Below are 20,208 nucleotides of genomic sequence, written 5' to 3' on the forward strand. Positions count from 1 at the left end.
ACCCAACCAATCGTCTGCCGCTGTTAGTTTTATTTCCAATATAAAATGTGGGATTTTTTATTAATAACTTCCCGGTTCAGTCTTATAATTATCACAACACAAGAATACTGGATCAACATGACTCCCGCACCGGATGCTTTTGCGGCACTACGCTATCGTGATTTCTCAATTGTCACGGTGAATCAGTTCTGTCTTACTCTCGCTATTTTAATTCAAGAAATTATTGTCGCGTATTCACTTTATCAAATTACCAAAGACCCTCTGATCCTAGGGTTGATTGGTTTAGCCGAGGCGATTCCGTTTATCACCTTGTCTTTATGGGGTGGCTATTTTGCTGACCGCTTCAACAAACAGACCATTATGAAAATCTGTTTGTTTTTTGCCGTGCCTTTACCTGTGGTTTTATGGTGGTTATTTCATCGTTATGGTTTAGCTGAAATTGGGATAAATACTCTTTCTTGGGGAATTTATGCCGTAATTTTTGGCCTCGGAACAATTCGCGGTTTTTACAATCCCTCGGCGACTTCACTTAAGCCGTTTCTGATTCCACGTGAACTCTATGCCAATGGTGCAACCTGGACCACCATCGGCTGGCAAAGTGGCGTGATTATTGGACCCATGCTCGGTGGCTTCATGCTGGCATTTTTAGGTCGTGAAACCAGCTTGCTATCGGTCGCGGTATTGTTGAGTATCTGTTTTGTCCTGATTAACCTGCTGCAAAAACGTAGCTTCCCCAAAATCGAAACGAATAATCTGGTTGAAAGTCTCGGCGATGGCTTCCGCTTTATCTGGAAAACCAAAATCGTTTTGTGGGCAATTTCTCTAGATCTGGTTTCAGTCTTATTTGGGGGTGTGATTGCCCTGCTGCCAATTTTCGCTGAAGATATTTTAAAAGCCGGTCCTGAGGGGCTGGGTTATTTACGTGCCGCACCCTCCATTGGCGCACTTTTTACCATGATTGCCCTAACCAGATTTCCACCCACTCAAAATGCCTGGCGTAATATGCTGCTTGCCGTGGCTGGTTTTGGCGTGTTTACGCTGCTGTTTGCCTTCTCAAATAACATGTGGCTGTCCCTGTTTGCTTTAGCCATGACCGGGGCCTGTGACAGTATTTCAGTCGTGGTCCGTCAAACGATTCTACAAATTTATCCACCTGACAATATGCGTGGACGCGTTGCCGCAGTAAACGGCATGTTTGTCTCGTCAAGCAATGAACTGGGTGCATTTGAATCTGGCTTAGCGGCAAAATACATGGGTGCCATTATGGCAACGGTCTTTGGCGGCTGTATAACCATGGTGGTGGTTGCGATAAGTTGGGCCAAAACCCATGATTTATTTGATGTAGATATCACTCAAGGTGATGATCAAAAAGATTAATTCACTTTTAGACTTGCGAGTATTTCCAATTCAGGAAATACTTCGCACTCACAATGCTCCGCTACCGCCGCAACCTCTGGTTTGATTAAAGAACTTAATATTTATGAAGCAAATACTGTATTTTTCTCTACTCATGAGCTTACCGTTAAGCGCTACATATAGTGCTACAGCTAATACATCCAAACAACTCGCGGTGCAAAAAAGCGCAGCCCTTCCGGCGCATTTAACCACGCGCATTCAGTGGACCAAATTCCCACATCCTTCTTATAAAAATGAAGATTTAAAAGATCAAAACCGTAGTGCGATTATCCGGATCTATGCCGATGAAACCGGTACAATTAGCAAAGCCAGTATTCAGGAGAGTACCGGCTTAACTGATTTAGATGATCTGTTAATTAAAGCGGTACGTGAGGTAAGTGTAAAACCGCACGTGGAAAATAATACAGCCCTTCCGCAAATTGGCTATCAAACCTTTAGCCTGAAATTAAGCCAAGACAATGACACTGAAGTTTGCCAATACAACTTTAACTCTAAAAACTGGCAGGCTCAGCAGCAAGACAAAAAAGTTCCCTTTTCATATCGCGCTCAACCGAATTTGGATATTAACTCTGAACAACTTAACGGACATAACCGTGCAGTGAAATTCACCTTTAAAGTGAATAAACAGGGGGATGTTAAAAAAGTCAAAGTGAAAAAAGGGTCCGGTATTTACGCTTTAGACCAGCAGGTCGTTCAAGCTGTATCCAACAGCCACATTTCAGTAAAACGTACTGCCAATACCTTATGGCTGTATAAAAAGTCTAGTTTTAAAGATGAAATTAAGTTCGATTTAAATCAATGTCAGTAATTTGAATACGAGTCTAGGCAATAAAAAGAGATGCGCCATGCATCTCTTTTTTAAAACATTGAAAAAGCAGCATAGATAAATAAATACCGTCCTACTTTGGCAATACTCACTATCCCTAAAAAACGCCAGAAATTCTGTCTCAGCAAGCCTGCAATTAAAGTAATCGGATCACCAATAATCGGCACCCAGCTCAACAGCAAAGACCAATAGCCATATTTTTGATAAATCCCCTGTGCCTTTAACATTTGCTGTGCTGAAACAGGGAACCATTTCTTATCTTTATAATGTTCGATTTGAAATCCTAGCCACCAGTTCACACAGGATCCCAAAATATTTCCCAAGCTTGCAAAAAACAGCAGTCCAATAACTGAATGACTACCCCCGGCCAACAATGCCAATAAAACTCCTTCAGACTGTAAGGGTAATAAAGTCGCTGCGCCGAAAGCAGAAATAAACAGTAAAGCGTAGGACAGCATTATGCGAACAACAGTTTAAAGACCGAGTTTTTTCTTGGTAGATTGATATTCATAAACTGACCAAACAATAAATAAAATCATGACTACCCATCGTGCTAAATCATAACGATGCGCAATTACGCGAAAAATTTCTTTAGAGATGCTTGGATCATTGGCTTTTAGCGCCTCTGCCACTGACTGCATATGTACAACTTCAGCAATAAAGAGCAATAAGCAAGCTGCAATACCAAAGATGATTGCCCAATATATTTTCTTATTTGTTTCAACAATACGGGTCAAATTTAAGAAAAAGTCTTTCATAGCCATGAGGTCCAATAAAAAACCACCGCAACGGGTGGTTGATTTTTTGCGAGATTTAAGCGGTATTATTGCGTAATATTAGCACAAAAACCTTTTTCAATTTTTATCCTCAGGAATTCACTTGAATTGCCAATGCCCGCTGTACTGCCGGGCGTGCAGTTAAGCGCTCAATATATTCTTTTACGTAAGGATAATCTTCGAGTTGAATCTGCTGCCATTCATAACGCAAAATCCACGGCAGAATTGCCATATCGGCAATCGAATATTCACCCGCGACATACTTTTGACCCATCAGCTGTGTGTTTAACACGCCATATAAACGCTTACTTTCATTGATATAACGATCAATCGCATAAGGAATTTTTTCAGCTGCAAATTTACCAAAATGATGGTTCTGCCCAAGCATAGGTCCTAAACCACCCATTTGCCACATCAACCACTGTTCAACTTCAACACGTTGCTGTTCATCGGTTGGATAGTACAAGCCGGTTTTACGGCCCAAATATTGCAAAATTGCACCCGATTCAAATACGGAAATGGCTTCACCCTCCGGACCATCCTGATCGACAATAGCCGGAATTTTATTGTTTGGAGAAATACGTAAAAAGTCAGGTTGAAACTGATCGTTTTCCATAATATTGATGGGGAAAATTTGATAATCCAAGCCCATTTCTTCTAAAGCTATTGTAATTTTATGACCATTGGGCGTTCCCCAATAATAGAGATCAATCATTTTTTCCACCTTTTGTCTTTCTGGTTCTACATGACATTATTGAACAATATGGATATTTATAGCATGTTTTATTGTGCTGAACCTTAATCCTTACTGAAACTTAATAAACTGAATTAAGCGGCTTGGCCTAATATTCTCCCTCTATTATCCCATTAAGATTTTTCTCAATTTTTTTAATTAAAGTGCTTGAAAAGCTAAATTTCAGACCTATATTTTTTAAAAGTAAAGCAATGATCGCATGAAACCATAGCTTTACAGACTGTTGATGCACAGCATGACAGCCTTGAAATCTTATTTATAAAACTTTGCTGAACTCAGGAGGTTCTATCAATGAGCAATGTAAGTCTTACTCCACTGTTTCGTCGCAGTATCGGTTTTGACCGTCTCAATGATCTATTTGATTATGCGATGCAAAGTGACACCCCTAATTATCCACCTTATAATATTGAAAAGACCGGTGACAATCACTACCGCATTGTGGTTGCTACCGCAGGCTTTGTCGAAAAAGACCTGAGGATTAATCTTGAAAATCAAGTACTCACCATTTTAGGTAAACCTGCGGAAGAAAGTACCGATAGCACCATTGAATTTTTACATAAAGGAATTGCACGTCGTTCATTCAAGCTATCGCTACGCCTAGATGAACATATTGAAGTACAGCATGCCGACTATGAAAATGGTTTATTAAAAATAGACTTACAGCGCATTATTCCAGAAGAAAAATTGCCGAGACAAATTCCAATTGGACGTAAAGCCAATGAGCAAATAGATACACCTAAGAATGAACAAAAAGAGACACCTAAAACCGAATAAGTCCTACAAAGACCCGTCATTGACGGGTCTTTGTATTTTCTTCGAAACTAATATTCATAAAAAGCATGGCTATTAAATCTTAAAACCTACTAATTAAATCTAAAACATATTGCAAGATAAACCTACAAAAACAAGCTACTCTCTTTGCAAAAAAAACAGGTAAAAAAATTAATTATTTAAAATTAGCCACTATGGGTTCAACCACGATTTTTATCGCTTTTATATGCTTTGTGATTCTAATCGGTTTATTTCTTTTTGACTGGGCAGATAATAAATATATGGAAATAAGCTCTAGAGGAGCGACATAAAAAGAAGCAGAGCAATGCAAAGTGATTCAAGTTCAGGTAGCCAAATCAGAATTGGGAAATGCCAAATTGTGTGCTCAAGCGATAAAATTAGTCGGTCACTACGAAAAATATCCTGAATACCGTACACAGCAATGTATTGGCGCCTTTGGTGAGACATTATGGTGAACTTATTCAACAAATTTTATGTAGCGCTCCGAAGCCAATACTCCAATTGAGGAAGCAGTTAAAAACAGTAGCCCTCTACAACAATAAGTAAAAAACAGGCATAAAAAAGCACTGCATTTGCAGTGCTTTTTTATTAATGGATTAATACATACTTATTTTTTACGTTTCGGTCCAATGAGCATGCCCATTTGACGACCTTCCATTTTTGGTGCTTGTTCGACTGTACCGAATTCAATTACGTCTGCTTCAACTTTTTGTAATTGAGCAAGACCTAATTGTTGGTGAGCCATTTCACGACCACGGAAGCGCAAGGTAATTTTTACCTTGTTGCCTTCCTCTAGGAAACGAAGAATTGCACGTAACTTGATGTTGTAATCACCAATGTCTGTACCAGGACGCAACTTAATCTCTTTAACCTGAACTTGATGCTGTTTTTTCTTCGCATCTTTTTGCTTTTGCTTCAGATCGAATAAATGTTTGTTAAAGTCCATGATTTTACAAACAGGCGGCTCTGCATTAGCAACGATCTCAACAAGATCAAGCTCAACTTCTTCTGCAGCGCGCAACGCTTCAGCTAAAGAAACGATGCCCTTTTGCTCTCCTTCAGCACCAACGAGACGTACTTCTTTTGCACGGATCTCGTCATTCAATGCAGGACGATTGCTTTTAGCACCTTGTTGTTGGTTACGGTCAGGCTGTTTAATCTTTCTTACTCCACAATGTACCGGCCACGTTCGGCTACGGCTGCTTTCACTAGGTCAACGAAGGCATCAATTGACATAGTACCTAAATTTTTTCCTGAGCGGGTACGGACATTTACTGTACCTTCCTCTACTTCACGGTCTCCAAGAACCAGTAAGTAAGGAATACGCTCTAAAGTACGTTCACGAATCTTAAAGCCGATTTTCTCATTTCTCAAGTCAGAAATGGTACGAATTCCACTTTCTTTAAGTTTAGCGACGACTGACTCACACGCCTCGGCCTGCGAATCGGTAATATTCATGACACACGCTTGAACGGGTGCTAACCATGGTGGCATAAAGCCCGCATAGTGTTCAATAAGTATACCAATAAATCGTTCAAAACTGCCAAGAATCGCACGGTGCAACATTACAGGCTGATCACGATCATTATCTTCTGTTACATAAGATGCGTCTAGACGGCCTGGTAAATTGAAGTCACACTGAATAGTACCACATTGCCAGATCCGACCTAAGCAGTCTTTCAACGAAAATTCAATTTTCGGCCCGTAGAATGCGCCTTCGCCGGGTTGTAAATCCCATTCGAGACCCGCAGCATCCAAAGCATCTGCCAAAGATTTTTCTGCCATATCCCAAAGTGCATCTTCACCCACACGTTTTTCAGGACGAGTCGACAATTTCATTTGTATTTCTTCGAAGCCAAAATCTTTGTATACATCTAGTGTCAATTTGATAAAGTCTGCAACTTCCTGACCAATCTGTTCTTTGGTACAGAAAATGTGTGCATCATCTTGGGTAAATCCACGAACACGCATAATGCCGTGCAATGAACCTGATGGTTCGTTACGATGACATGAACCGAATTCTGCTAAACGTACCGGAAGATCACGATACGATTTTAAACCTTGGTTGAACACTTGTACGTGACAAGGACAGTTCATTGGTTTAACCGCATAGTTACGATTTTCAGAATGCGTGGTGAACATGTTGTCTGCATAGTTTGCAGCATGTCCTGATTTTTCCCACAAAGTGAAGTCGACCACTTGCGGGGTACGAATTTCTTCATAGCCATTGTCTTGCTGAACTTTACGCATGTATTGTTCAAGCACTTGGTAAATGGTCCAGCCGTTTGGATGCCAGAACACCATACCCGGCGCTTCTTCTTGCATATGGAACAAATCAAGCGCTTTGCCGATTTTGCGGTGATCGCGTTTTTCTGCTTCTTCAATCCGTTTTACATACGCTGCAAGCTGTTTTTTGTCTGCCCAAGCGGTACCGTAAATACGTTGTAACTGTTCATTCTTCGCATCACCGCGCCAGTAAGCACCCGAGATTTTAGTCAGCTTGAATGATTTTAAGAATTTGGTGTTTGGAACGTGCGGACCACGGCACATATCCAAATAATCTTGATGGTAGTACAAGCCCATTTGTGTTTCTTCAGGCATGTCTGCAATCAAGCGTAATTTGTAGTCTTCACCGCGTGCTGTGAATTCTGCAATTACTTCATCACGCGGGGTCATTTTTTTCACGACTTCATAGTCTTGATCGATGAGCTTTTTCATACGCTCTTCAATCGCTGCCATGTCGTCTAATGTGAATGGACGTGGCATCCAGATGTCATAGTAGAAACCTTCTTCAATGACCGGACCAATGACCATCTTTGCTTCTGGGAACAATTGCTTAACAGCATGACCGACCAAATGCGCGCATGAGTGACGAATAATTTCGATACCTGCTTCGTCTTTAGGCGTAATGATTTGTAGCGTTGCATCTTCAGTGATGAGATCAGACGCATCCACTAAACGATCATTCACACGACCAGCAACTGTATTTTTGGCAAGACCAGGACCAATGCTGAGCGCAACGTCCATCACAGATACGGCTTGATCAAACTGTTTTTGATCGCCATTTGGCAAAGTGATAATTGGCATAAAAAATCCTTAAGGAGTGATGCCCCGTACCCTGGGGCATATCACCGCGAGATTATGATCGAGGAAAATCCTCAAAAGATAAAAACGGTGGATAGATAAAAATCGACTCGAATTTTACACGTCTTACCCACAGGATTAAACCTTTTTACCCAGAAAATTCGCGATTTGGCTCATTTTGAATTTATTTGCCAATGCTCTACCCTTACCAGAATCGAGGATTCTTGCTTCTGATTTTATTCTCTAAAGGTATCCCGCTCTGTAAATTCTGCCTGAGCAGAAGCATAAAGTTCGGCAAATTACAGAATAACCGCTTTGCTCTGTTGCCGCCTTAAGAGCACATAATTAGCCACGACGCCATCGCGCTGTTTGAGAACCAGCATCATTTTCGGATTACTGCTACATCCATATAAAATATAGAGCTGATGTTTTAGCAGGATAAATATAATCGGCGCGCCAACTACAACCCTGCACAAACAAAACTTGATTATTATGGACAAGATAATTCAGTAATTCTCAACCGGCTAATTGGCTATAAAGTAAAAAAACTTAACACAGGTGTAGCAATCCACAGTGTACATTTTAGTTCTGATAAATTGTCCAGATCATAAGCACTCGGCTTAAGCAGCATGGAAGCAAAAGCCAGAGCACTCCAGACACTCTGCTGGCGATGCTGTATAAAATTTCATTATTCTTCCCGGGCTGATATTATTTTAACTGCTCAATTAGAGTAAAATACCTAAAAAATCAAATAGGGAAACCCAAGCGTTCAAAATGCTGCAGTATCACTAAATATTATCTTTAATATTCAATATGTTAAAAATCATAAAAACGCACTCGACTAAAGCATAAATGCAACATTGCCAAGAAGCGCATATCTTTTTAACAGGATATGAAAATAAATATACAACGGAGCTTTAAAATGGTTAACGCATACGATGAATTACCGCGTACCCCCGCAAATTTTGTAGCGTTATCACCTTTACGCTATCTTGATCGTGCAGCGTATATCTATCCAAATCAAGATGCGATTATTCACGGTAAGCGTCGTATTACCTGGCGTGAGAAATACAATCGTTGCCGTCAGTTTGCTAGCCAACTCCAAAAATTAGGCATCGGTAAAAATGATACCGTTTCTGTACTGCTGCCGAATATTCCTGCCATGATTGAAGCGCATTTTGCTGTGCCTATGGCAGGTGCTGTACTCAACACCTTAAATACGCGCCTGGATGCCAAGACACTGGCATTCATGCTTGAGCATGCTGAAACCAAAGTGTTATTGGTCGATCCTGAATTTGCTGCGCTGGCTACAGAGGCACTTGCGCTGGTGTCACAAGAGATCTATGTGATTGATGTGGCTGACGAAGAATATGAAAATGCGTCGACACCGATTGGCCAAGTTGAATATGAAGACTGGATTGCCCAAGGCGATGCAAATTTTGAATGGCATTTACCTCAAGATGAATGGGATGCCATCAGCTTAAGTTACACCTCTGGCACCACAGGCAATCCTAAGGGCGTGGTTTACCATCACCGCGGTGCCTACATTAACGCAGCCAGTAATATCATTGCTTGCGGCATGATGCCTCGTGCCACCTATTTATGGACATTACCGCTGTTCCACTGTAATGGCTGGTGCTTTGCATGGACCATGGCTGCAAACGGTGGAACAAATGTCTGCTTACGTAAGGTCGATGCTGAACTGATCTTTAAATTAATTGCTGAACATAAAGTGGACTACTTCTGCGGTGCGCCGATTGTTTTGTCCCTGCTCATCAATACTCCTGAAGAGAAGAAGACCAAACTGGATCACCGCGTCGAGGTCATGGTAGCCGGTGCTGCACCTCCAGCAGCGATCATTGAAGGTATGCGTAATATTGGCATCAATGTCACTCATGTCTACGGTCTGACAGAAACCTACGGTCCTTCTGCTCTCTGCGCAGCGCAAGCTGGCTGGAGTGATTTATCAATTCAGGAACAAGCGCAGTTGCACTCGCGTCAAGGTGTTCCATACCCACTGCAAGATGGTATGAAAGTGCTTGATCCAGAGACTATGCAAGAGGTTCCGCATGATGGTCATACCATGGGAGAAATCATGTTCCGTGGCAATATTGTGATGAAAGGTTATTTAAAGAATCCTGAAGCAACGACCGAAGCATTTGCCGGTGGCTGGTTCCATACCGGTGACCTTGCTGTGTGCCAATCAGATGGCTATGCCAAAATCACTGACCGCTCCAAAGACGTGATCATTTCCGGTGGTGAAAATATTTCATCGCTTGAAGTGGAAGAAGTGTTATATCAGCATCCTGCGGTCCTCACTGCGGCAGTGGTGGCTAAACCTGACCCACGCTGGCAGGAAGTTCCATGTGCCTTTGTGGAACTAAAAGAAGGCAAAACAGCCAGCCCTGAAGAGCTGATTGAATTCTGTAAACAGCATCTAGCACGCTTTAAAGTACCTAAAGATCTGGTGATTACCGAGATTCCTAAAACTTCGACTGGGAAACTGCAAAAATTCATCTTGCGTGATTGGGCAAAAGAACGTGCTACAGGTGAGTGTAATTAATTTCTCCTGAACCCGCTTTTTTCTCATAATCGCAGTTCCCTCTTCTTTTAGGAGAGGGTTAGAGAAAATTCATATATATTTAAAAAATATATGATTTCAAATAACTGGTTAAAAATGATTTATTTCAAAGATATGTTTCAGGATAAAGCTTTAACGCTCTTTAACTCGCCTCCAAAGGGCAAGAGAATTCTTCAAACATAAAAAAGCGACCGATTAGGTCGCTTTTTTATTTCTATCATGGAAAAAAATCAGTTATCTGAAATTAAGGCCACTTGCTGAATATAGTTAAACAATTTCAACTTGGACGCAGCGACTTGTTCTTCAGGCAACTGTTTGCTGATGTCACGCTGAATACGCAAGATATGCTGACGAATTGGGTGATGTTCAGCAGCATTATGCGCTTTCATGAATTCTTTGATTGCCGGATCACCCTGTGCAATCATTCGGTCAACCCAGCGCTGCAATTGTGCGGTTTTTTTCGCACCTTGTTGCGGGGTTAAATAAGATAAAATCACTGCCTCATCTTCATTACGCAATAATTTACCAATCCGTAAAAACTGGCGACGACGTGCTTCATAGGACGTAATATTACGTACTTCTAGCAATGCATCAATTAAACGCTCTTCTACAGGGAGTTTCTGAATTTGTTTAACATTCAGTTCAGAGAGTTGTTCACCTAAAGCAGCCATACGCTGAACTGCTTTTTTTTGTTCGGTTTTGCTTGCACGTCCTTCTAAAGTTTCAAAGTCATCTTCAGTAAAACGCTGTTGCGGTCGACGTGCCACGATTAATCTGCCTCGTAAAATTTTGCTGCAAATAGCGCCTGAATTTCAGATAAAGCTTGTTCTTCATCTGCACCTTCAAGCACTAAACGTAAAGTTGTGCCTTTGCCTGCACCGAGCATGAGCAAGGACATAATATTTTTTGCATCAACTAATTTATCACCTTTACCAATTTGAATCGATGAACGAAATTTGGTGGTAACCTCGATTAGCTTTCCAGATGCACGCGCATGTAAACCTAGTTTATTAATTACGTCAACAGTTGTGTCAATCATGACCAGTGCTTCATTTCCCTGTGTAAGACCTGAATAGACCATTTTGCCTCAAGAGCTTTTTTGAGTCTATCCACTATATATACTGAACGGTGCTGCCCTCCGGTACACCCAATCGACACTGTCATATAGTGACGGTGCCCCTCTGCAAAGGCAGGCAACCATTTATCTAAAAAATGATAAATATCTTCGAACATTTCGTTGGTTTGTTCACTTTGCAGTAAAAATTGCTGTACAGGTAAATCCAAACCTGAATATTTGCGCAATTCCAGCTCCCAATGCGGATTAGGCAAATGACGGACGTCAAACACATAATCGGCATCCAATGGAATACCGTGCTTATAACCAAAAGACTGCAAAATTAAAATGAGGTTATCGGATTGTCCAAGTTTAGACAACAACGTGTGCTTGAGATCATGCACACTTTTATCCGTAGTATCAATATGTACCGTTGAACGTAATTGTATCGGAAGCAATAAAGTCTTTTCTTCCTGAATACACTGATTCAAACTTTTAAAACGACTGGACAAAGGATGAGGACGACGCGAAGCGCTAAAACGGGAAATCAATTGTTGATCCTGAGTGGTCAGATAAATGATATCGACCGAACCATGGGTTTGCAGTTGTTCAAAAACATGATCAAACTCTTCTAGATCTGCACGAGTGCTGCGTACATCTACCCCTAAAGCCAATTGTTCTAAATTATTTTCATTGTCCAGTTTAGCAACAATTTCAGGCAGCAATGCCAAGGGTAAATTATCAATGCAGTAATATCCTAAATCTTCAAGTACCTGCAACGCAGATGACTTTCCTGATCCGGATTGTCCTGTAACGATTAAAATACGTTTCATGGCAAGGCTGTCCTTAACTAAGTTTTACGCAATATACTTAACTTGCAAGTTATCAATCAATCGGGTTGAACCTAATTTTGCCGCGACAAACAAAACCACATCCTGATCAAATGCTTCTATTGGTTGTAGTTCCAGAGTACGCGCTTGCACATACTCCACAATAAAACCAGCTTGTGTCAACTTTTGCTTAATATTTTCTAACACTTCCGCTAGAGTAATACCGCTTTGGAGTTCTTGTTCAGCCGCTTTTAAACTTTGATAAATGGTCGGTGCAATCTGACGATGTTCTTCACTTAAATAACCATTACGCGAGCTAAGAGCCAGACCATCTTCGGCACGGGTAATCGGCACCCCAATCACTTCCAACGGAATATTTAGATCACGTACAAATTGACGAATCACAGCCAGTTGTTGGTAATCCTTTTGTCCAAAGAAAGCAAAATTGGGTTGCACCATATTAAACAATTTAGTCACCACAACGGCTACGCCATCAAAATGACCTGGACGCTGTAAACCACATAAATCATTGGTGATTTCAGAAACACTAATATTGGTTAAACGGGGTTTATTGCCGTACATTTGCTCAACGGTGGGTGCAAAAACAATGTCACAGCCTACGTCTGCCAACAAACGGCTATCCTGCTCTAAAGTACGCGGATAATTTTCAAAATCTTCATTTGGACCAAACTGAATGGGATTGACAAAAATACTGACCACCACCACATCACATAATTTACGCGCTTCACGTACAAGGTTTAAATGACCTTCGTGTAAATTACCCATGGTGGGAACAAAACCAATAATTTTTCGCGACGATCGAGCTGGACTCAGTGAAGCAGTTAATCCCTGAATGCTAGTTTCTGTTTTCATTTTTACAGCTCGACTTGAAAAGTGTGTTCTTTGGCAGGGAAAGATCCCTCTTGTACTGCAGCATGGTAGGCTTTAAAAGCATCCAGAATTGCAGTCTCCCCTGCCTGTTCTTTCATAAAATTACGTACAAATTTGGCCACACGGCCAAAGGTCAGCCCAAGCATATCTTGCACTACAAGTACCTGACCGTCGGTATCTGCGCCTGCCCCAATCCCAATCACAGGAATATGCGGGAACAGTTCAGCAATTTCTTTACCCAATTGTGCAGGCACACATTCTAATAATAATAATGCAGCACCTGCGTCAACTACGGCGTTACAATCTGCGATCAGCTGATCCGCGGCTTCACGTGTCCGGGCTTGTAATTTATAACCGCCAAAGACATGGACCGATTGTGGGGTTAAGCCTAAGTGGACACAGACTGGAATACCATTCCGGGTCAAAACAGTGACGGTTTCGCTTAACCATGCACCGCCTTCCATTTTGACCATCTGTGCGCCAGCTTGCATAACCGTTTTTGAGCTTTGCAATGCATCATTCAGTGTCGCATAACTCATAAACGGCAAATCAGTCATAATAAAGGCATGCTGATTACCACGACGTACCGCTGCAGTATGGTAAGCCATATCTTCTACAGTAACCGGCAGAGTGGAATCACGCCCTTGAATCGACATCCCTAAAGAATCACCAATTAAAATACTGTCGACTTCGGCAATTTCCATTGCTTTTGCCATACTTGCATCATAACAAGTCAAACAGGAAAATTTGCGTCCATCCGTTTTAAATTTTCTTAAGTCGCTGAGACTAATCATCAAGATATTCCTCTAACCCATGCTTTCCACATGTCTAAATTAGATATTTGACCAAGTTTCATCATCCAGAACAGATACTGTCGGATGTTGAACCACGGGTAAATCTTTTAATCGTTGTGCTTTAATTTGTATATTTTCATCTAAATCTAACAAGGGGATGACCACAAAATCACGTTCGCACAATCCAACGTGCGGAACAGTTAAACGATCATTTTGAATGTGTTCTTGACCATAGAGCAATAAATCTAGATCCAAGGTACGCTCGCCCCAACGGCGTAAACGCACCCGGCCCGACTCTTGTTCAAAACGTTGCAACTCATCCAATAAAACCAAAGGCGCTAAATCAGTGTCTAGCTGCACCACAGCATTTAAATAATTCGGCTGATCTTGGGGACCCATGGGTGGACTTTGATATAACTTCGAGGTTTTCACACCTCCAAGCGTTGCCAGCTTTTGCACAGCTTCGAGCAAAATCTGGCGTGAATCACCCAAATTGCTACCTAAGCCAATATAGGTGACTGTGGTCATTGTGTGGGCCCAAAAACAACTTGGCTTAAATCACGTTTTACCCGTTTACGTTTTAGAATTGGATGGTCATATGCAATCTCTGAGCCACCTGCAGAAACTGTTTGAACAGGTCTGTCAGGCCGGGTTCTGCTCTTGCGTTCACGGCGACGTGGTTCAGGCTCATTAACCAGAGGTTCAATTTCTACAGAGACGGATCTAGATTCAATCACATCTTCTGTTGCCGCTTTACGACGACTTTTTGCACGTTGACGATTGTACTGACTAATGGCACGTTCTTTTTCATCGGTGCTCATCAGCTGATAAGCATCCCACCACATTCCCATACCTTGGGTGGTGCTGTCGCCAGACTTCTCGCGAAGCAACAGGAAATCGAAACCGGCACGGAAACGCGCATGGGTCGATAAAGCTTGGATTTGTTGTGGTTTTGGATTGAGCAAACGGGTTTGCATTTCCCAAACTTCACGAATAAAGGTTTCTGCAAAACGTGGAATGATGGTACGAGTGGCCTGACGTTTTAATACATCCAGGCCCGCTTGTGCACGTGCTTCTGCAGCTACTACACCTTTGCCGAGATAAAATTCACAACGCTCTAAAAAAGGTTTCCACAGCAATACTGCATAGAAAAATGCAGGGTTGATGGTTTTACCGATTTGAATACGCTGATCAGTATTGATGGCTGCGCGTTCAATAAATGTTGAAATAACCGGAGGGATATCGGCAAATAGCTGAGGCCAGATATCAAAATCAATCAGCATCGGCAGCACGCGATTTAAATGGCCCATGGTGAACAATTTCTGGGATTCATCATATAAACGATGCGGAGAAATATCACGCAGTAACTGAGTCATTTCCGGGGTGAAAATCTCTAAAATTTCAGGTGCAATAGTGAAATTTAATTTTGCTGCGAAACGTAAAGTACGCAGCATACGCACCGGATCTTCTTCAAAACGTAAAGCCGGATCACCCAATAAACGTAAAGTTTTATTTTCGATATCATCAATGGCATTACAGAAATCGAGCACGATCCCTTTACGCGGCTGGTAATACATCGCATTAATGGAAAAATCACGACGCACAAAATCTTGCTCAATCGTACCCCAATTGTTGTCGCGTAGAATCATGCCTGAAGCAGAAGTCACTGCTTTTTTAGGGGGTGCACGGAATGTCGCAACTTCGATCAGTTCTCGGCCTGAATAGACATGAGCAAGCTCAAAACGTCGTCCAATAATACGACAACGCCGTCCGAAAACTTCTTTCACTTGAGCAGGTGTTGCATCGGTGACGGCATCAAAATCTTTAGGATTAAGACCCAACATTAAGTCACGAACACTACCACCGACAAGATAAGCTTCAAAGCCTGCCTTATTTAAGGCATCGATAACATCTAATATGGAAGAAGGTAATTGAGCGGTTGATAAACCACATTTTGACGCGCGCAAAGTTTGCAAAAGACGCTGTCTCCTACGTCTGAACGTAAAATATCTAAGATGACGCTAATCATATATCTATCACAATCAAAGGGCAATTTGATTATCTCGATGCTCAAGATATTGTTTAGCCCTTGTTGCCAGATTAAGCCACAAATTATAAGGCTAATCGAGCTTTATTCTTGGCAAATAAAGCCGGTCCAATCCCCTTGACCTGCTGTATTTCCTCAATGTTTTTAAATTTACCATTTTTTTGACGGTAGGCAATAATCGCTTCAGCCTTTTTTAAACCGACCCCTGTCAGCTCTTGTAGCTGTTCCAGATTGGCGTGGTTCAAACTTATTTTTGTCTCCGTAGATGCCTGTAAAGCAGGTTTCGCCAAATAATAATTTTTGGGTGGAGATACATGAGGTATTTTTAAGCGTGCATCTTCGGCTTCCTGTTCAGCCTTCCATTTTAAGTATTTTTGATCGAATTGCTGAGCATAAGCAGCCGTTCCACTCAACATTGCGATCAAAGTACCCATATAAAAAATCGCATTCAGGAGCTGTATTATTTTTTTCATTATTAGCCTTTTATTTTAATTGTTGTTTTGCCTGTTCCCACAGCCGATCCATTTCTTCTAAAGACAGCGTCTCAATTTTTTTATGCTGTTGCTGGGCGTGATCTTCAATGAAAGCAAAACGTGTTCTAAATTTATGAATGGTGCTTAAAAGCGCCATTTCACTGGAAAGTCCCAGTTTACGTCCAACATTGATCAGTGAAAATAAACAATCACCAAATTCATCGAATATTTCGTCGGAATTTTGATTACGCATGGCCTGCTGTAATTCAGCTAACTCTTCATCCAGCTTGCCATAGGCACCTGCCACATCAGGAAAATCAAAGCCAATTTGTGCTGCATTTTTTTGAATTTCATGTGCTTGCTGAATTGCAGGCCCATGTTTGATCTCATCCAAACGCGATTGAGCTTGGCCTTGTTTTTCTTGTTGTTTAATTTTTTTCCAAAGCATAGCCACATCATCTGAACTAAGCTGTGAACATTGCTCTGCCTGAAATACATGGGGATGACGGCGAATTAACTTTTCAGTAATCGCATTCACCACATCATTAAAATCAAAAGCTCCGACTTCGCTATACATTTGTGACTGAAAAACCACTTGCAGGAGCAAATCCCCGAGTTCATCCCGGATTTCGTTGGTATTTCCATCCCTGACTGCTGCTTCCACTTCATACGCTTCTTCGATGGCGTATTTGGTCAGGCTTTGCGGTGTTTGCTGCTGATCCCAAGGACATTTTTCACGTAATTCACGCATCACTGCCAATAATTTATCCATGGTTTGATCACTCCAGTCATTTTAAAAAAATAGCATTTTTCACCCTCAATATTTGTTATGCTCAAGCTCGAATTATTAAAAAATTAGTGTCACAAAAACAAAACTGAAAGGGAAAAAACACATGCACAGTATCTTTATTAGCGGTGCAGCACAAGGAATTGGTGCTGCTATTGCTACCCTGTTTTATCAACATGGCTATAAAGTCGGAATCTATGATATCAACGAAATTCAAGCCCAGAAACTTGCCCAACAATTAGGATCACGAGCAAAAGCGGGTTCGCTCGATGTCGCTGATTATAGCCAATGGCAGCACGCCCTTGATGAATTTCAACTCTGGGCAGGTGAAGTGAATGTATTGGTTAACAATGCAGGGATTCTTTATTCAGGAGCTTTTGAACAGACCGACATCACAGCACATCACCGAACCATCGATATTAATGTGAATGGTGTTTTAAATGGCTGTCATGCCGCTTTGCCCTATTTACAGAAAGCCTCTTTTGCACGAGTGATTAATCTGTCCTCGGCTTCTGCCATTTATGGCCAACCTGATTTAGTGTCTTATTCCGCCAGTAAATTTGCGGTACGCGGCATTACCGAAGGCTTAGATATCGAATGGCAAAAATACGGTATTCGGGTTTTAGATGTCATGCCCTTATTTGTTCAAACCGCGATGGTTAAAGATATGGATGTAGGTACTATCCAAAATATGGGCGTACATTTAAGTGCAGAAGATGTGGCTCAGCAGATCTACCAATTGGTACAGCTTAAAAACAGTATATTTACCCCAACCCACCAACCTGTGGGATTAAAAACTAAAATCATGTTCAATCTATCCAAACTCAGCCCGCAGTTTGTGAATCGCCTCAGTACGATGTTTTTAGCAAAAAGAAAATGATTCAATAAAAAAGAGCCTGATCCTAAGGCTCTTTTAAAATACTCAATGCTGCTTCAAGCTTATAAAAATTATTTTTAAGATGGGAAATGTATTTTGATTTCCGGGAAAGCAAGACCCTTACATGAAGCTTCTGAACGCCATGCGACCGTTAACATGACATGACCTAAATTGAAATTTTGATAAGCAAATGTGCCAATAAAAGGATGACTGCATAATCCGCCATCATAAACAGGATGCACCCGAGTCTCTAACTCATTTAAATTCAGATGTATACCTAAGCCCGATGCTTTCAATACTGCCTCTTTAGTGGTCCAGACTTTAAACCAGTAAGCAGGGTCTTGGTCCAGTTCATTCCAGTGTTGTAATTCATTGGGGTGAAAAGCGTGCGCTGCCAAAGCTTCAAAGCGCACCTTTCGGTCTAAATCTTCTATATCCACCCCTAAATCTGACATATGGGTACTGGTGGCTAAAGCATAATTTTTTTGGCTGTGACTATGGTTAAAATAAAATTGAGGAGATTTAACTAAATACGGTTTGCCGTGTTGCGTACTCGCAAAATCTTCTTGCTGAATGATTGTGCCTAATTGCTGGGAGAGCAATTGATTCCGGTAACGATAAATGGCCTGTTTTTGCTGCTGAATTTTAGTCTTGCGATCTAACACTTTAGATAGCGGGACAATATGCTCAATTTTATCGACATCTACGCGTATCAATCTGGTCACGTGCACCCCCGATCCAAAAATATAATGACATCTTAAAACAAAAAAGCCCAAAGTAAACTTCAGGCTTTTTTTTGATCAATAGAAGATTTATTAATTTCTAAATTTCTTTTCAGCTTTCTTGAATTTCTGAACATAACGACGTTTACGTGCTGCAATGCGTTCATCCATTTGCGTCTTACGACCTTCAAATGGATTTTCAGACGTTTTAAAGTCAATACGAACCGGTGTTCCTTCAAGTTTGTATACACGACGGAATACATTTTCCAAATAACGACGATAATCCGCAGGGGTTTTATCAACTTTATTACCATGTACAATAATTGTTGGTGGATTCTGACCACCCATGTGGGCATAACGCATTTTAATACGTTTACCGCTAATCATTGGCGGTTGATGTGCTTCAGTGGCATCATTCAAAATTTGAGTTAATTTCGCAGGCGAAACTCTCAAATGTGAAGAGTCAAATGCACGATGAATGGAAGGATATAACTCGCCTACCCCGGTACCATGCAATGCTGAAATCAAATGCACTTTGGCCCATGGGATAAAGTCAAAACGACGGTCGACATCAAGCTTACATTGCTTGCGGTCGTATTCTGTCATGTTGTCCCATTTGTTGATTGCAATCACCATTGCCCGGCCCGCTTCTAAAGCATAGCCAATCAAATGTAGATCTTGTTCAACCACACCTTCACGTGCATCCAGTACCACAACCACAACATGGGCATCTTTAATCGCTTGTAGCGTTTTCACGATTGAGAATTTCTCAACCATTTCATCTACCTTGCCTTTACGACGCACACCTGCAGTATCAATCAGCGTGTATTTCCGTTCATTCCGTTCATATGGAATATAAATAGAATCACGCGTGGTACCTGGCATGTCATAAACCACAACACGCTCTTCGCCCAGTAAACGGTTGACCAAAGTCGATTTACCCACGTTTGGACGACCAATCACGGCTAAGCGTAAACCGGTGTTCTGATCATGCAACGCAGGATCTTCATCCTCAGGAATATCTTCAAGCACATCTTCAAGCATTTGAGCCACACCACGACCGTGGCTTGCTGCAACATGCATGGGTTCGCCAAAGCCAAGTTGATAAAACTCAACCACTGCAGCTTCGGCATGTACACCATCAACTTTGTTTGCAACCAAGTAAACTTTTTTCCCGAGGGTACGAAGTTCTCGTGCAATTTGTTCATCTGACGCTAGTAATCCCGCACGCGCATCAACAACAAAAACAATAATATCGGCTTCATTGATGGCTGTTTTTGATTGCTCAGCCATGTATGAATCAATACCAGCTTCACTTTCACCGATACCGCCTGTATCGACTACAATGAAGGATTTATTTTGGAATACTGCATCGCCATATTTGCGGTCACGAGTAAGACCAGCAAAGTCAGCCACGAGTGCATCACGACTCTTGGTAATCTGGTTAAATAGCGTTGATTTACCGACGTTCGGACGTCCAATTAGCGCAATTACGGGTTTCATA

The 20,208-nt window shown here is 41.5% G+C and carries 22 protein-coding genes; 6 read left to right on the forward strand and 16 right to left on the reverse strand.

Features of this window, described 5'->3' with window-relative positions; genetic code table 11:
• The first annotated feature begins 117 nt into the window (after positions 1–117).
• Both E0H80_RS03275 and E0H80_RS03280 read left to right on the forward strand, forming a co-directional pair.
• Positions 118–1,377 (forward strand): MFS transporter, encoded by a 1,260-nt coding sequence (locus E0H80_RS03275; RefSeq protein WP_131363116.1) that lies wholly within the window; start codon positions 118–120, stop codon positions 1,375–1,377.
• A 103-nt stretch (positions 1,378–1,480) separates the two neighbouring features.
• A complete protein-coding gene (locus E0H80_RS03280) occupies positions 1,481–2,224 on the forward strand; it encodes an energy transducer TonB family protein (RefSeq protein WP_131363118.1) in 744 nt (247 codons plus the stop codon).
• A gap of 50 nt (positions 2,225–2,274) precedes the next feature.
• Here E0H80_RS03280 and E0H80_RS03285 read toward each other — a convergent pair whose 3' ends face one another.
• The 3 genes from E0H80_RS03285 to E0H80_RS03295 form a co-directional block, all read right to left on the reverse strand.
• Positions 2,275–2,697: a YqaA family protein gene (locus E0H80_RS03285; protein WP_131363591.1), complete on the reverse strand. Its 423-nt coding sequence runs from the start codon at positions 2,695–2,697 to the stop codon at positions 2,275–2,277.
• A gap of 18 nt (positions 2,698–2,715) precedes the next feature.
• Positions 2,716–3,000 (reverse strand): hypothetical protein, encoded by a 285-nt coding sequence (locus E0H80_RS03290; RefSeq protein WP_131363120.1) that lies wholly within the window; start codon positions 2,998–3,000, stop codon positions 2,716–2,718.
• Between the two features lie 109 nt (positions 3,001–3,109).
• Positions 3,110–3,733 (reverse strand): glutathione S-transferase N-terminal domain-containing protein, encoded by a 624-nt coding sequence (locus E0H80_RS03295; RefSeq protein WP_131363122.1) that lies wholly within the window; start codon positions 3,731–3,733, stop codon positions 3,110–3,112.
• Positions 3,734–4,063: 330 nt separating this feature from the next.
• Here E0H80_RS03295 and E0H80_RS03300 point away from each other — a divergent pair, with 330 nt between their 5' ends.
• Entirely contained in the window at positions 4,064–4,546 is a 483-nt protein-coding gene (locus E0H80_RS03300) for an Hsp20 family protein (RefSeq protein ID WP_131363125.1), read from the forward strand.
• Positions 4,547–4,875: 329 nt separating this feature from the next.
• Positions 4,876–5,019 (forward strand): hypothetical protein, encoded by a 144-nt coding sequence (locus E0H80_RS16570; protein WP_165494275.1) that lies wholly within the window; start codon positions 4,876–4,878, stop codon positions 5,017–5,019.
• A gap of 152 nt (positions 5,020–5,171) precedes the next feature.
• Here the strand turns inward: E0H80_RS16570 and infC are convergent, their stop codons facing one another.
• Complete coding sequence (gene infC, locus E0H80_RS03305) at positions 5,172–5,723, reverse strand: translation initiation factor IF-3 (protein WP_067721967.1); 552 nt, start codon at positions 5,721–5,723, stop codon at positions 5,172–5,174.
• A 5-nt stretch (positions 5,724–5,728) separates the two neighbouring features.
• Positions 5,729–7,651, reverse strand: coding sequence for a threonine--tRNA ligase (gene thrS, locus E0H80_RS03310; protein ID WP_131363127.1), 1,923 nt, complete (start codon positions 7,649–7,651; stop codon positions 5,729–5,731).
• Between the two features lie 919 nt (positions 7,652–8,570).
• On the opposite strand from thrS, the gene E0H80_RS03315 reads away from it, so the two are divergent.
• Entirely contained in the window at positions 8,571–10,211 is a 1,641-nt protein-coding gene (locus tag E0H80_RS03315; protein WP_131363129.1) for an acyl-CoA synthetase, read from the forward strand.
• Positions 10,212–10,459: 248 nt separating this feature from the next.
• On the opposite strand, the gene yjgA is transcribed toward E0H80_RS03315, so the two are convergent.
• The 9 genes from yjgA to mazG form a co-directional block, all read right to left on the reverse strand.
• Positions 10,460–10,996: a ribosome biogenesis factor YjgA gene (yjgA, locus tag E0H80_RS03320; RefSeq protein WP_067866444.1), complete on the reverse strand. Its 537-nt coding sequence runs from the start codon at positions 10,994–10,996 to the stop codon at positions 10,460–10,462.
• Positions 10,997–10,998: 2 nt separating this feature from the next.
• Positions 10,999–11,268, reverse strand: coding sequence for an HPr family phosphocarrier protein (locus E0H80_RS03325; RefSeq protein WP_010325935.1), 270 nt, complete (start codon positions 11,266–11,268; stop codon positions 10,999–11,001).
• The gene (gene rapZ, locus E0H80_RS03330; RefSeq protein ID WP_131363131.1) at positions 11,265–12,116 is read right to left on the reverse strand and encodes an RNase adapter RapZ; all 852 of its coding nucleotides are present in this window, start codon (positions 12,114–12,116) and stop codon (positions 11,265–11,267) included. The genes E0H80_RS03325 and rapZ overlap by 4 nt, the downstream gene beginning before the upstream one ends.
• A 24-nt stretch (positions 12,117–12,140) precedes the next feature.
• Positions 12,141–12,986 (reverse strand): pantoate--beta-alanine ligase, encoded by an 846-nt coding sequence (gene panC / locus E0H80_RS03335; protein WP_131363134.1) that lies wholly within the window; start codon positions 12,984–12,986, stop codon positions 12,141–12,143.
• A 2-nt stretch (positions 12,987–12,988) separates the two neighbouring features.
• Complete coding sequence (gene panB, locus E0H80_RS03340; protein WP_131363136.1) at positions 12,989–13,798, reverse strand: 3-methyl-2-oxobutanoate hydroxymethyltransferase; 810 nt, start codon at positions 13,796–13,798, stop codon at positions 12,989–12,991.
• Between the two features lie 39 nt (positions 13,799–13,837).
• Positions 13,838–14,326: a 2-amino-4-hydroxy-6-hydroxymethyldihydropteridine diphosphokinase gene (folK, locus tag E0H80_RS03345; protein WP_131363138.1), complete on the reverse strand. Its 489-nt coding sequence runs from the start codon at positions 14,324–14,326 to the stop codon at positions 13,838–13,840.
• Positions 14,323–15,774, reverse strand: coding sequence for a polynucleotide adenylyltransferase PcnB (gene pcnB, locus E0H80_RS03350; RefSeq protein WP_131363140.1), 1,452 nt, complete (start codon positions 15,772–15,774; stop codon positions 14,323–14,325). Before pcnB ends, folK begins: the two co-directional genes overlap by 4 nt.
• 136 nt (positions 15,775–15,910) lie before the next feature.
• Complete coding sequence (locus tag E0H80_RS03355; RefSeq protein ID WP_228259949.1) at positions 15,911–16,261, reverse strand: ComEA family DNA-binding protein; 351 nt, start codon at positions 16,259–16,261, stop codon at positions 15,911–15,913.
• A gap of 67 nt (positions 16,262–16,328) precedes the next feature.
• Positions 16,329–17,090 (reverse strand): nucleoside triphosphate pyrophosphohydrolase, encoded by a 762-nt coding sequence (mazG, locus tag E0H80_RS03360; RefSeq protein WP_131363144.1) that lies wholly within the window; start codon positions 17,088–17,090, stop codon positions 16,329–16,331.
• A 121-nt stretch (positions 17,091–17,211) separates the two neighbouring features.
• On the opposite strand from mazG, the gene E0H80_RS03365 reads away from it, so the two are divergent.
• Complete coding sequence (locus E0H80_RS03365; RefSeq protein WP_131363146.1) at positions 17,212–17,985, forward strand: SDR family oxidoreductase; 774 nt, start codon at positions 17,212–17,214, stop codon at positions 17,983–17,985.
• A gap of 74 nt (positions 17,986–18,059) precedes the next feature.
• Here the strand turns inward: E0H80_RS03365 and E0H80_RS03370 are convergent, their stop codons facing one another.
• Both E0H80_RS03370 and der read right to left on the reverse strand, forming a co-directional pair.
• Positions 18,060–18,707 carry a 4'-phosphopantetheinyl transferase family protein gene (locus E0H80_RS03370; RefSeq protein WP_131363148.1) on the reverse strand — a complete coding sequence of 216 codons (648 nt, stop codon included), beginning with the start codon at positions 18,705–18,707 and terminating at the stop codon, positions 18,060–18,062.
• 90 nt (positions 18,708–18,797) lie between these two features.
• Positions 18,798–20,207, reverse strand: coding sequence for a ribosome biogenesis GTPase Der (gene der, locus E0H80_RS03375; protein WP_067866424.1), 1,410 nt, complete (start codon positions 20,205–20,207; stop codon positions 18,798–18,800).
• Position 20,208 lies beyond the last annotated feature (1 nt).

The sequence above is a fragment of the Acinetobacter sp. ANC 4779 genome, assembly GCF_004331055.1.
Taxonomy (GTDB): Bacteria; Pseudomonadota; Gammaproteobacteria; order Pseudomonadales; family Moraxellaceae; genus Acinetobacter.

Bases quoted from the DNA above. Each gene is read 5' to 3' on its own strand.
- E0H80_RS03275 (WP_131363116.1), top strand. From the start codon at position 118: ATGACTCCCGCACCGGATGCTTTTGCGGCACTACGCTATCGTGATTTC.
- E0H80_RS03280 (WP_131363118.1), top strand. From the start codon at position 1,481: ATGAAGCAAATACTGTATTTTTCTCTACTCATGAGCTTACCGTTAAGC.
- E0H80_RS03290 (WP_131363120.1), bottom strand. From the start codon at position 3,000: ATGAAAGACTTTTTCTTAAATTTGACCCGTATTGTTGAAACAAATAAG.
- E0H80_RS03295 (WP_131363122.1), bottom strand. From the start codon at position 3,733: ATGATTGATCTCTATTATTGGGGAACGCCCAATGGTCATAAAATTACA.
- E0H80_RS03300 (WP_131363125.1), top strand. From the start codon at position 4,064: ATGAGCAATGTAAGTCTTACTCCACTGTTTCGTCGCAGTATCGGTTTT.
- thrS (WP_131363127.1), bottom strand. From the start codon at position 7,651: ATGCCAATTATCACTTTGCCAAATGGCGATCAAAAACAGTTTGATCAA.
- E0H80_RS03315 (WP_131363129.1), top strand. From the start codon at position 8,571: ATGGTTAACGCATACGATGAATTACCGCGTACCCCCGCAAATTTTGTA.
- E0H80_RS03325 (WP_010325935.1), bottom strand. From the start codon at position 11,268: ATGATTGACACAACTGTTGACGTAATTAATAAACTAGGTTTACATGCG.
- rapZ (WP_131363131.1), bottom strand. From the start codon at position 12,116: ATGAAACGTATTTTAATCGTTACAGGACAATCCGGATCAGGAAAGTCA.
- panC (WP_131363134.1), bottom strand. From the start codon at position 12,986: ATGAAAACAGAAACTAGCATTCAGGGATTAACTGCTTCACTGAGTCCA.
- panB (WP_131363136.1), bottom strand. From the start codon at position 13,798: ATGATTAGTCTCAGCGACTTAAGAAAATTTAAAACGGATGGACGCAAA.
- folK (WP_131363138.1), bottom strand. From the start codon at position 14,326: ATGACCACAGTCACCTATATTGGCTTAGGTAGCAATTTGGGTGATTCA.
- E0H80_RS03355 (WP_228259949.1), bottom strand. From the start codon at position 16,261: ATGTTGAGTGGAACGGCTGCTTATGCTCAGCAATTCGATCAAAAATAC.
- mazG (WP_131363144.1), bottom strand. From the start codon at position 17,090: ATGGATAAATTATTGGCAGTGATGCGTGAATTACGTGAAAAATGTCCT.
- E0H80_RS03365 (WP_131363146.1), top strand. From the start codon at position 17,212: ATGCACAGTATCTTTATTAGCGGTGCAGCACAAGGAATTGGTGCTGCT.
- der (WP_067866424.1), bottom strand. From the start codon at position 20,207: ATGAAACCCGTAATTGCGCTAATTGGACGTCCGAACGTCGGTAAATCA.